The organism is Gammaproteobacteria bacterium, assembly GCA_013003425.1.
Taxonomy (GTDB): Bacteria; Pseudomonadota; Gammaproteobacteria; order Steroidobacterales; family JABDKV01; genus JABDJB01.
The window spans coordinates 1-11,465 of the sequence record JABDJB010000086.1 but is presented as its reverse complement, the minus strand read 5'-3'; the positions used below and the strand labels follow the sequence as shown (position 1 = coordinate 11,465).

The following is an 11,465-nucleotide window of genomic DNA, read 5'->3' as shown; positions in this document are numbered from 1 at the left end:
ACTTCAGTCGCGACTCCCTGCGACAAAGCCTCGTGGGAGCGACTTCAGTCGCGACTACTTGCGACATGACTTCTCGGGAGCGACTTCAGTCGCGACTACCCGCAACAGAGCTTCGTGGGAGCAACTTTAGTCGCGACGACCGACCTACAAATGTACTGTCCCCATCCAACTCGTAACCAGAAAACATTTATCGAGTCAATGAACTGTCGCGTTGTACGGGCCGACGCCATGCGCTAAGGTCAATTTGCGATGACGTTGAAACAGCGCGTGGAAGAATTGTTGCCGAACTGGGAGGGCTGGTACCCGAGCCTGTTCGAAGCTGCGCGCGACCTGGGGGTAATCCGGGCGCGCCCATGCCCGCCTTCGTCACTGTTGTTGTCCAATCGGCATGCCGGTGTCACCAGCGCCGCAATGCAGGCGCATCGGGAGCAGTGGGGTGGTGAAGGCCCGGGGCCCAACGGCCGCAAGCGCAACAAGCGCAAAAAACGATCGCGTTGATTTATGATCCGGCGTGTAGGAGCGGCTTTAGCCGCGAACATGGGCGAAGACCATAACGGGCCTGATCGCTGTTCGCGGCTAAAGCCGCTCCTACGGGCCGCGGTAAATATTTCGCAGGCATTGTGCATTCGCGTGCAGGAGCGCCTTAAATATTTGGCGGGGTTTGTGTATTCGCGTGCAGGAACGCCTTCAGGCGCGAAGGGTCTCGCGGGGTTTTGCGGTTCGCGGCTAAAGCCGCTCCTGCAGGTTGCGGCAGGCGGGGTTTTGCGGTTCGCGGCTAAAGCCGCTCCTACAGGACGCTCCTGCAGGCGCTCTCACGGGGATGGTCGCGAGTAGCCTCGCGTCAGGGCCACAACCAGCCGAATACGCCGGCGGTCAGCAGCGCATAGACCAGCGCATCGAACACGCTCTTGAACGCCGTTGACCACGGCCGGCCAAACCAGATGCAATCCTGCAGAGCAGCGGCGCCGTATGCCAGCCACGCGGTCATGCCGACGACCTGGAAGACTGCAAGGTACGCGGCGCCGGCCGGCAGCGACGCGGCGGCAACATAGCCAACGAGTGCGCTCACAACGGTATAAAAAATAAACTGGATCACAAGATTCTTGCCCATGTTGGGCATGCCTTTGTCCAGCACCGTGATGAAAGCGACCGGACCATCGGCAAACTTTTGCTTGTCGTCGTCGGACAGCTTCGACGGATCGGCGATATGAGGGATGTTGTACTGGCCCGCCGACAGGCTGCGCAGGGCGTCGCGGGCAGCCTCCTCGTTGTCGACCCGTGCGTAATCAGACTTGTGCAGCGGCAGTGCCGTCCACAGAATTGCGCCGGCGATCCAGCACAATGCTGCAGCAATCAGGACCGGCATCCACAAAGAAAGCAGACTCACCATGTTTATCCCCTTTTCCGGTGATCAGACACTCAACCAAATATAAAGTAGCAGACCAATGTCACTACAACGACACCGATCAGGTTCAATATCAGCCCCTCCCGTGCCATCTCGCGGATCTGCACGCGACCGCTGCTGAAAATAACGGCGTTCGGGCCGGTCGCCACCGGCAGCATGAATGCACAACTGGCGGTCATTGCTGCGGGCACCATCAGCAGTCGCGGATCCAGTCCGCTGGACACCGCAGCCGCTGCCATGATCGGCATCAGCAAAGCCGTTGTTGCGGTATTACTCGTTACCTCGGTAAGAAACGTTACGGTGAGGCAAATAATCGCGATGACCAGCAACACAGGAAGGTGCCGCAGTCCTGACAGGGCTTCGCCTATTGCGGTGCTGATCCCTGAGTTACCAAATGCCTTGGCAATACAGATGCCGGCGCCAAACAGGATCAGGATGCCCCAGGGAATGCTGCTGGCGGTTTTCCAGTCGAGCAGTTTCTCGCCGTGGCCGTTTGGGAGCAGAAACATGACGACGACTGCAAGCAGCGCCACGCTTGCATCATTTGCATCAGGTAATCCCAGCATTGCGCTCCATCCGCCAAAGGGCTCACTGCGAGTGACCCACGCCAGTGCTGTCAGCATAAACACGATCAGCGTACGGATTTCTTCGCTACGCCATGCGCCGGACTCCGGCAAGCGCAGCGGGGCGCTATGCTCCAGTCGCCGGGTCAGCCACAGACCGATAATCGGAATCATGATGGCGGTCACCGGCAGGCCCCAGCGCATCCAGTCCGTAAAGGTCAGCCGAATGCCGGTGGTTTCGGTATATACCTTCATGAAAATGAGATTCGGCGGCGTGCCGATTGGCGTGCCAAGCCCGCCTACGCTGCCCGCATAGGCGATGCCGAGCAGCAACGCGAGCTGCAGGCGATGGTCGCGGGTCTGGTCGATGACGGCCAGCGCAATCGGCAGCAGCATGAGCGTGGTGGCAGTGTTGGAAATCCACATGCTGAGCACGGCAGACGCCAGCATGAACCCGAATACCAGCGGTCGGCCACCGCCGCCGCCAAACAGATTGACCATGCCCAGCGCCAGGCGACGATGTACGCCGCTGCGTTCCATCGCTGTCGACAGCATGAAACCGCCCATCAGTAGCAGGATCAGGGAATTGCCGTAAGACTCGCCGACTTCTGCCGGCGTCAATACGCCGACCAATGGAAGCACCGCGAGCGGTAGCAGCGAAGTGGCCGGAATCGGAATCGGTTCGAATATCCACCAGACCGCACACAGCACGGTAACTGCTGCGGTCCACGCAACGGCAGCGTCCGAACCGGTCGCACTGAGATAAACGCCAAGCGCTGCCGCGAGGGCCGGCCCGCCGAACAAGGCCAGTGTTTTCACGCTGTTCCTCCCCGCCGGGGAGGCTATCACGGCAGACTCAGTCGGTGTCAGTTACCGGCAGACGGAACTCGATGATCTGGTCAGCGTTATGGCCGGGGTTCTTGTCGCCCATCAGCCTCAGTTCGCCCTGATCAGCCCACCCGACACGATTGCGGCCTTTTTCCTTGGCAAAGTACAGCGCGCGGTCGGCTTCCTGCAGCAGGAGCTGATAATCAGAGCCACGTTGCGGCACAGTGCTGGCAACGCCAAGCGACAAAGTAACGAAGCCGTCAGGGGCGCCGGCATGGGGCAGCCGCATGTCCTCGATTACCCTTCGCGTGCGTCCGGCAATGGACAGTGCATTGTCAAGTTCAGTGTTGGCCAGCACCATGACGAATTCCTCGCCACCATAGCGCGCCACGAGATCCAGCGGTCGCCAGACGCAGGCAGACAGCGCGCCGCCCACGCGGGCCAGGCAGTAGTCACCATTTTGGTGCCCGTAGGTGTCATTGAATGCTTTAAAGTGATCGATATCGAGCAGTACCAGCGAAACCGGACTCTGTTCGCGCATGCAATGGCGCCACGCCTGGTCGATGGCTTCAGTGAAACGCCGCCGGTTGGCCAGGCCCGTCAGCTGGTCGACGTTACTCAGCGTTCGCAGGTTTCGATTTGTGTGTTCCAGTTCGTTGGTGCGACTGCGGATCTCTGTCTCACGGCGTGCCAGCGTAGTCTCAAGCTGCTGCCGGTAGTGTTTGCCGGCTTCCACTGCAGCGGTCAGCTGCCGGTGTGAATTTTGCATCCGGTTCGACATTGAAGACAGGTGTTCGTAAACCTGCCGTATTTCTTCCGGAGCACCGGGAGGCGCTGCAAGGTCGGCATCGGCTCCCTCGAGGTCAAGCGCCCGTACCGCGGTTTTCAGTGCTGTCAGCGGCCGTGTAACGCGTCTGGCAATCGCCGTGGAGAGCATGATTGCAATAGCGACTGCCGACAGCAGCCACAACAACGTAGCGCGGGCATCAACCCAGACCTCGGCATGCACAGGCGCCCGCGGGATGCTGGCGTGCACCTGCCAGCCCAGCCCGGAAACGGCGTGGGTGTACAGTCTGTCGTTTTTCTCCGCATCGGCATTGAGCAAGGGCAGGCTCACCGTTTCGAGAATGCGTGAGTCCGCGCGCGTGCTTGAGATGACCCGATCACGCTGGTCCAGTATCAACAGCTCTATGTCCTGGCCGAACATGGTCGTTGCCGGATGAAATCGTGACAGCCGCTGGAGGTTCAGCGATCCCTCGACAATGCCCCACGGCGTGCCATCAATCGTGCTGACCCGTGCGCTTACTGCAATTATCGGGTCCTGTCCCAGCCCGCGGCCCTGGAATACATCCGAAACAAACACCCCACCTTCGCGCATTGGGGTAACAAAGTAGGGACGATCGCTGATGTTGTGATTGAGCGAGCTGATGCGCAGCGGTCGTCCCTGCACCATCGTGGTAGCCGTGACAATGTCGCCAAAGGTATTGGCAGCGAGCATCGTCAGGTAATCCGGGTAAAGCTCGTGATGCGACACGATGGCATCAGTCAAAGATGCTACATCCATCCGTCCGCTGCGCTGGATCGTGTTGGCGAGGCTGGCGATACCGTTCATGTGTTTGTCGAACAGCTCGTCGAGGCCGGTAGAAATGGTGTTGGCTGTCTCCTGCAACAACTCGGCGGCCCGGTCCTCGCGTTGCCCCGCAGAATGACTGGCAAGCACTACGGCCAGCGCGATAGCCGGCGCTGTCGCCAATACGCCCAGGCCAATGGCCAGGTCGCGGCCGATCGTACGGCCGCCGAGCCACGCCAGTCCGGGAAAGCGCCCGGAGTTTGCGGCGTGCAGGGCTCCTGCATAGATCGCCAACAGCAGGAAAAGCGCCAGCGCGACCTCCGGGCCGGGGACCGGTAATTCGGGCAACATGTTGTTATTGGGCATAACTCAAGAAGGATCGGCGGGAAGTCGAAACTCTTTAACGGCGATGCCGCCGATGCTGCGTCGCATCATTATAAAGTGCCAGTCGACCCGGCAGGAGTTTAGCGATAGAGTTTTGGGTCTGCTTGGTCTCTGCCTCGCAGTTCGGCGTTGTCCCGCGGGGGTGGGGGCGCCACTAGTTTAGATTTGGGGGAACACAGCGAATTCTTTTTTCGTGGTGTTCTGACTAGAGAAACTGAAATTCGGAAGGTACGGATATGACTAGATGTCGTTATCTGGTGGGGGTTGTATTACTGGGTTTGATATTCCCGGTATCGGCATTCGCACAGATCAATCAGCTCATCGCGCAGGGTGAGGCGCGTGCTAATGAAGGTGCCCAGGCTCAGCAGCGAATAGAGAATCTCGCTGATCAGGCCAACGAACTGCTTAGTGAATACCGTACGGTGCTCAAAGTGGTCGACGGTCTGAATGTTTACAACGGTCTCCTGCAGCGGCAGATCGACAACCAGGAGCGCGAGAAAACCGTTCTTACCGACTCGATCGACAAAGTCTCGCTGATCGAGCGGCAAATTGTCCCGTTGATGATCAGCATGATCGATTCACTCGATGAGTTCGTCAGGCTCGACGTGCCCTTTCTGCTGGAAGAAAGAACCGAGCGCATCGAGAAACTTCGCGTGCTGATGGAGCGGTCGGATGTAACTGCCGCCGAACAGCTGCGTCGTGTCATGGAAGCCTTCCAGATCGAAAACGAGTTTGGTCGCACCATCGAGGCCTACAAAGGAACGGTGGTCGTCGACGGCAAAGCGCGCGAGGCAGACTTCCTGCGTGTAGGCCGAATCTCGTTGATGTACCAGACGATCGGCGGCGATCAGACGGGTGCCTACAACAAGGAAAGCAGGCAATTCGAAGAAGTGTCACCGGCCCTGTATAAGGCCCAGTTGACCAACGGGCTGCGTATCGCCCGTAAGCAGAAGGCGCCGGATATGCTAATCGTTCCGGTCCCGGCACCTGTGGCGGGAGGCAGCAAATGAAAAACTTCAATAAAGTATTAATTGCCGCCGCAGCGGCACTGGTGATCGCTCTGCCCGCCGGTGTTTCGGCACAGGACGCAGTCAGCCTCGATCAGCTGTTGCAGCAGGTCCGTCAGGGACGTGCAGCAGACAACCAGGTTAACCAGCAGCGGATTGCAGAGTTTCGCGCTAATCGCGCGCGCCAGGCGCAGCTGCTGGAGGAAGCAAAGCAATTGCGTACCCAGGGCGAACGCCGTTCGGCCCAGATGGAAGCGCAGTTCGATGTAAACGACAAAGAGATTATCGAGCTGGATCGCCAGCTGCAGGAACGACTCGGTTCGCTTAAAGAGCTGTTCGGCGTGTTGCAGCAGACTGCCGGCGATGCGCGCGGCCAGTTTGAAGGCTCGCTGACCCAGCTGCAGTATCCCGATCGGTCCGATTTCCTGACAGAGTTCGCGCAGAAGATGGGGCAGGGCAACCGCCTCGCCTCGCTGGAAGAAATCGAGCGGCTGTGGTTCGAACTGCAGCGTGAGATGACCGAGTCCGGCAAGACAGTCAAGTTCCCGGCAACGGTGGTTTCAGCCACTGGTGACGAAGAGCAGCGTGAAGTGACGCGTGTCGGCCTGTTCAACGTCGTATCGAACGGTAACTATCTACAGCATGTCACCGAGACCGGGCGACTGATTGAGCTGGGGCGCCAGCCCGCATCGCGCTACACCAGCAAGATCCCCGACGTCGAAAGCGCTTCTTCGGGCTACCAGCCGTTCGCTCTGGACCCGCTGCGTGGCCAGTTGGTCGGTCTGCTGACCGAGACACCCAACCTGCGTGAGCGCATCGACCAGGGTGGCTGGATCGGCTACATCATCATCGGGCTGGGTATCCTGGCCCTGCTGGTGGCGATCTGGCGCTTCGTTGCCCTGACTGGCGTAGGCGCAAGAGTCCATAGCCAGATGAAAAATCCGGAGAATCCGGGCAACAACCCTCTTGGCCGCGTGCTTGCCGTTTACAACGAAAACAAGGCGGTCGATGTAGAAACCCTGGAACTCAAGATGGGCGAGGCGATCTTAAAAGAGACACCGAAGCTAAACAGTATGCTGACGTTCCTGAAAATTATTGCCGCGGTGGCGCCGTTGCTCGGCCTGCTCGGTACCGTTACCGGCATGATCAACACCTTCCAGGCGATCACGCTGTTCGGTACCGGCGATCCGAAGCTCATGGCCGGCGGCATCTCGCAGGCCCTGGTCACGACGGTACTTGGGCTGTGCGTTGCCATCCCGACGCTGTTCCTGCACACGCTGGTGTCGAGCCGATCCAAGTCGGTTACCCAGATACTGCAGGAACAGGCGGCAGGCATTCTCGCGCGGCGGGCAGAGGGTAAGTAAGCGTGGAAACGCTTTATTACTACCTGCCGGCGCTGGAAAGCGTCCGCGATTTTATGGAGCTGGGCGGTACCGTGCTCACGCTGATCGCTGTATTGACGCTCATCATGTGGGCGCTCATTTTTGAGCGCCTGTTCTTCCTGCGGGCTCGCTACCCGTCAATGGTGCGTAAGGCACTGGCGATCTGGGAAGGGCGCGATGAGCGCGAGTCGTGGCACGCGCGCCGCGTCCGCGAAGAACTTGTGTCCGTTGTCGGGCAGGCGCTGGATCAAAACCTGGCTCTGCTAAAGACCTGTGTCGCGCTGTGCCCGCTGATGGGCTTGCTCGGCACCGTTACGGGCATGATCAGCGTGTTCGAGGTAATGGCGATTTCCGGTTCGGGCAACCCGCGGTCAATGGCCGCGGGCGTGTCGATGGCGACGGTACCGACGATGGCTGGAATGGTTGCGGCCCTGTCGGGTCTGGCCATGAGCGCATGGCTCGACAACAAGGCCTACAGCGAACGCGAGCTGCTTGCAGAACACATGACGATGGATCACTGATCCGGTATTCACCAGAGATTTAAACAATGAAACAGCTTTTTCAGAACACAGAGGAAGAGGAAACCAGGATCGATATCACGCCCATGCTGGACGTGGTGTTCATCCTGCTTATTTTCTTTATCGTGACCGCAACTTTTATCAAGGAAGCGGGTATCGAGGTGAACCGGCCGGATGCTGCTACCGCTGAGGTGCAGGAGAAAGCCAATATCCTCATCGCTATCACCGGTAACGACGAAATCTGGATCAATCGACGCAAAGTGGACGAGCGACAGGTGCGCCCGAACATCGAGCGGCTGCACGCGGAGAATCCGCAGGGTACGGTTGTAATCCAGGCCGACAAGGACTCTCGCAACGAAATGCTGGTGAAAGTGATGGACGCGTCACGTTCCGCCGGTGTGTACCAGATCGCGATAGCGGCAAACGACTAACGAGGTAGGCGAGATGAGTGCTACTGGTGGATCAGCGCCAACACATGCCATAGAGTTGGCAGGCTCCAGCGCCGGGATGGCGACCCGGCTGGTACTGGGTACCTTATTTGCGGTAGTTGTAACTGCCGGCTTGCTTTGGACCATGCAGTACCTGATTTCAACCGGCGAAAACGAACTGGGCGACGATAAGTCAATCCGCCTGGTCGATTTCGTGCGGCTGAAACGGTCGGAATTTGTAAACCGTCGCGAGATAAAGCCGGAAAAACCACCGGCACCCGAGGCGCCGCCGGAAACCCCGCCGACGCCAAAGCTGGATGACGTCAATGCATCCGCAGACAAGATTGCAATTTCCGCGGTTCCGGTGGAGACCAATATTGAGCTCAGCGGTGCCGGCTTCAGTCTCGGTGTAGGCGAGGGCGACTACCTGCCGATCGTGAAGGTGGCGCCGATCTATCCTGATCGTGCGTTATCACGCGGCCTGGAGGGTTTCTGTATCGTCGAATACACCGTGACCAGGCAGGGCACGACCCGCGATCCGCGCGTGCTTGAGGGGCAGTGCACCAGCTCATTGTTCCATCGCGCTTCCATCCAGGCGGCGTTGAAGTTCAAGTACAAGCCGCGTGTCGTCGATGGTGAGGCCATCGAGGTGCCGGGTGTACGCAACAAATTTACTTACCAGATTGAAAACTGAGGCCGTGTCGATGAATTACAGGCTGAAAGTCGGGTTTCTGGCGGTGCTGCTGCTGTTTACTGCGGCGGCCGGCGCACAGGGCGATGAAAAGACCAAGCAAACGGTTGCAATGAGTCAGGCAGTTTATGAGGAACTGCAGGAATCGCAGCAGCTGGCCGAAGACGGCCAATATGCTTCCGTTTATCAACGGCTGGGGAAACTGCGGCAGAAGCGGGGCTTGTCCAGCTACGAACTCGCGCAGATCTGGAATCTCGAGGCTTATACCTATTATCAGGAAGAAAAGTATCGTCAGGCGATCAGTGCCTACGAAAATCTCCTGCAACAGGGTGAGCTGCCCGAGGCGCTGGTGCAAAGCACGCTCAAAACAATGGCTCAGCTGTACTTCACCGAGGAAGACTACGACGCTGCTTTAAGCACAGTGCAGCGGCTGATGAGTATGCTCGATGAACCCAGCGCGGATGTTTACATGCTGCTGGGGCAGGCGTATTTCCAGAAAGGGCAGTACGATCGCGCGCTCGGTCCAATCCGGACGGCGATCGATAAATACCGTGAGCAGGGCCGCACCCCGCGGGAAAACTGGCTGCTCCTGTTGCGGGTTATCTATTACGAGAAGAAAGACTACCGCAACATGGTCACGGTGCTGAAGGAGTTGCTGCAGCACTACCCGAAAGACCGTTATGTGCTAACGCTTGCGGCAGCCTATAGCGAGCTGGGCGATACCAAGAAGCAGCTGGCGCTGACCGAGTTGCTGTACGAGGCGAACCTGCTAAATACCTCGAACCACCTGACAAATATGGCGAATCTTTATCTCATGCACGACCTGCCTTACAAGGCCGCGGTGTTGCTGGAGAAAGAGATGGGGACCGGCCGGATTGAGAACAACGAGCGTAATCTGCGACTGCTGTCGCAGTCCTGGTACCAGGCGCGTGAGGATGAAAAGGCCATTCCCCCGCTGCGCCGGGCTGCCGAAATGACGGGTGACGGTGAGCTGTACGTGCGCCTTGCACAAGCACACATCAACCTGGAGCAATGGGAGCCGGCTACTGAGGCAATCCAGCGCGGGTTGAGCCTGGGCGGCGTCAAGCGTCCGGATACGGCTAACGTAATGCTCGGTATGGCGCTGTTCAACCAGAAAAAACTGCGTGGCGCGCGCAATGCGTTCTCTGCTGCAACAAGCGACGATCGTAGTGCACGCGTGGCACGGCAGTGGATAGCTCACGTCGATAGCGAAATCGAGCGTGCCGCAACGCTCGACCAGGTGGTGCCGACGCAGGCGCCGCGCGAGGTTGACGAAATGCTCCGCGACACGCCTGCTGGCTGATCCCTGGCATCAATTTTTTTTCAAAGGCGGCCTGTGGCCGCCTTTTCTTTGCCAGGGGCCGTGGCCAGCGTTGGCCAGGCGGGCCGTCGCTAACTGCCCGGCATCTCCTTGATGTAGATGTCCTGCTTGGTGTACGGAATCTCGATACTGGCATCGTTTAGCGCGTTGTAAACTGCCATCAGCAGCTCGTGACGCATGACGCCACGTTTTTCCGGTTCGTTGATCCAGCACAGCAGTTCAAAATCCAGGCTCGAGGCTCCGAAACCCCGCATACGAACCCGCGCAGCCGGGTTACGGCATACGCCGTCTTTGGCCTCGGCGACGCCCATCAGCACGTCGCAAACTGTCTCCACGTCCGAACCGTAGGCAACACCAACCGGGATGCGAACGCGGAGCTTTTCCCAGGGCCCGCCACTCTCGTTGATTATTTTAGCGTTGCCGATAACGGCATTGGGTACCGTGATCTCAATGTCGTCGCGGGTCAGCAGTCGGGTACTGCGCATCCCTACGTGCGTGACCTTGCCACGCTCGCCCGAATCGAGGTTGACGTAGTCGCCAATCTGGTATGGCGCATCGACCAGGATAAAAAAGCCGGAAAACAGGTTAGCCAGCGTATCGCGGGCAGCAAAACCGACGGCAATACCGACGATACCCGCAGAAGCGAGCCAGCCGGCCGGGTTGATACCCCATATCATCAATAGCGCGTAGCTGCCGACCAGCAACGTAGCCAGCTTGGTAATCAGGTCGAACAGCGGAAATGTACGTTCTTCGATGATGCGAAACTTGTCGCGTACATTGGCCAGTGCACGAAATATAACGCCGGCCAGACGGAACGCCGCCATCATCCAGATAACGACGATGATCGACAGCAGCAGGTTGACGGTGATGCTGGTGACAGTCTCGGGGAGCTGTGCGGCCCGTGCCGCCAGGGTAAGGCCGAAAATGAAGACCGTGTTAAAAATGGGCTTGCTGAGCGTCTGGACCAGCGCGTCGTCCAGCGTGCTCGACGTCTTCGCACTGATCTTGTGTACGCTGCGCAGAAGCACCGCGCGCACCACGTAGGCAATGAGGAAAAAGATCAGCGCGATCGCTGCTGCACCCACAATCGGGTAGTGAGCAACTATTTCCCAGTACGGCAATACCGATTCGGGCAGATAATCGGTAAATTCCGGCAGCTGTTCGGCAATCGCCGGAACCGGCGCAGTTGCTTCCTCAGTGGCGTTTTGTGCGGTTGTATCCTGAGCCATCGGATTATCCCTTTCTGGTGCGGCGCAGCTGCGCGGCATTTTCGGCGATGAGTTTCCTGCGATAGCGTGACTGCACGACATCACTCAGCGCCATCACAACAATGACAAAGTAGAAGGT

At 58.7% G+C, this 11,465-nt stretch carries 12 protein-coding genes; 7 read left to right on the top strand and 5 right to left on the bottom strand.

The genetic code is table 11. The features are described 5' to 3' along the window. The first annotated feature begins 249 nt into the window (after window positions 1–249). On the top strand, window positions 250–498 hold the full coding sequence (locus HKN06_12070; protein NNF62049.1) for a hypothetical protein: 249 nt from the start codon (window positions 250–252) through the stop codon (window positions 496–498). A 343-nt stretch (window positions 499–841) separates the two neighbouring features. On the opposite strand, the gene HKN06_12065 is transcribed toward HKN06_12070, so the two are convergent. From HKN06_12065 to HKN06_12055, 3 genes are read right to left on the bottom strand one after another with little or no spacing between them, the layout of a single operon-like run. Continuing rightward, the gene (locus HKN06_12065; GenBank protein ID NNF62048.1) at window positions 842–1,390 is read right to left on the bottom strand and encodes a hypothetical protein; all 549 of its coding nucleotides are present in this window, start codon (window positions 1,388–1,390) and stop codon (window positions 842–844) included. A 29-nt stretch (window positions 1,391–1,419) separates the two neighbouring features. After that, window positions 1,420–2,787: an SLC13/DASS family transporter gene (locus tag HKN06_12060; protein ID NNF62047.1), complete on the bottom strand. Its 1,368-nt coding sequence runs from the start codon at window positions 2,785–2,787 to the stop codon at window positions 1,420–1,422. Between the two features lie 37 nt (window positions 2,788–2,824). After that, window positions 2,825–4,717 carry a diguanylate cyclase gene (locus tag HKN06_12055; protein ID NNF62046.1) on the bottom strand — a complete coding sequence of 631 codons (1,893 nt, stop codon included), beginning with the start codon at window positions 4,715–4,717 and terminating at the stop codon, window positions 2,825–2,827. Window positions 4,718–4,986: 269 nt separating this feature from the next. On the opposite strand from HKN06_12055, the gene HKN06_12050 reads away from it, so the two are divergent. From HKN06_12050 to HKN06_12025, 6 genes are all read left to right on the top strand, one after another. Then, window positions 4,987–5,760 carry a DUF3450 domain-containing protein gene (locus HKN06_12050; protein NNF62045.1) on the top strand — a complete coding sequence of 258 codons (774 nt, stop codon included), beginning with the start codon at window positions 4,987–4,989 and terminating at the stop codon, window positions 5,758–5,760. Beyond that, the gene (locus tag HKN06_12045; GenBank protein ID NNF62044.1) at window positions 5,757–7,121 is read left to right on the top strand and encodes an energy transducer TonB; all 1,365 of its coding nucleotides are present in this window, start codon (window positions 5,757–5,759) and stop codon (window positions 7,119–7,121) included. The genes HKN06_12050 and HKN06_12045 overlap by 4 nt, the downstream gene beginning before the upstream one ends. A gap of 53 nt (window positions 7,122–7,174) precedes the next feature. Next, entirely contained in the window at window positions 7,175–7,660 is a 486-nt protein-coding gene (locus HKN06_12040) for a MotA/TolQ/ExbB proton channel family protein (GenBank protein NNF62043.1), read from the top strand. A 26-nt stretch (window positions 7,661–7,686) separates the two neighbouring features. Next, window positions 7,687–8,088 carry a biopolymer transporter ExbD gene (locus HKN06_12035; GenBank protein NNF62042.1) on the top strand — a complete coding sequence of 134 codons (402 nt, stop codon included), beginning with the start codon at window positions 7,687–7,689 and terminating at the stop codon, window positions 8,086–8,088. A 76-nt stretch (window positions 8,089–8,164) separates the two neighbouring features. Further along, window positions 8,165–8,779 (top strand): energy transducer TonB, encoded by a 615-nt coding sequence (locus HKN06_12030; GenBank protein ID NNF62041.1) that lies wholly within the window; start codon window positions 8,165–8,167, stop codon window positions 8,777–8,779. Window positions 8,780–8,789: 10 nt separating this feature from the next. Then, a complete protein-coding gene (locus HKN06_12025) occupies window positions 8,790–10,100 on the top strand; it encodes a tetratricopeptide repeat protein (GenBank protein ID NNF62040.1) in 1,311 nt (436 codons plus the stop codon). Window positions 10,101–10,189: 89 nt separating this feature from the next. On the opposite strand, the gene HKN06_12020 is transcribed toward HKN06_12025, so the two are convergent. Together HKN06_12020 and HKN06_12015 are read right to left on the bottom strand one after the other, a co-directional pair. Further along, entirely contained in the window at window positions 10,190–11,347 is a 1,158-nt protein-coding gene (locus HKN06_12020) for a mechanosensitive ion channel family protein (GenBank protein ID NNF62039.1), read from the bottom strand. Window positions 11,348–11,351: 4 nt separating this feature from the next. Beyond that, window positions 11,352–11,465: tellurium resistance protein TerC (locus HKN06_12015; protein NNF62038.1), on the bottom strand; the 114-nt coding region annotated here is incomplete at its 5' end.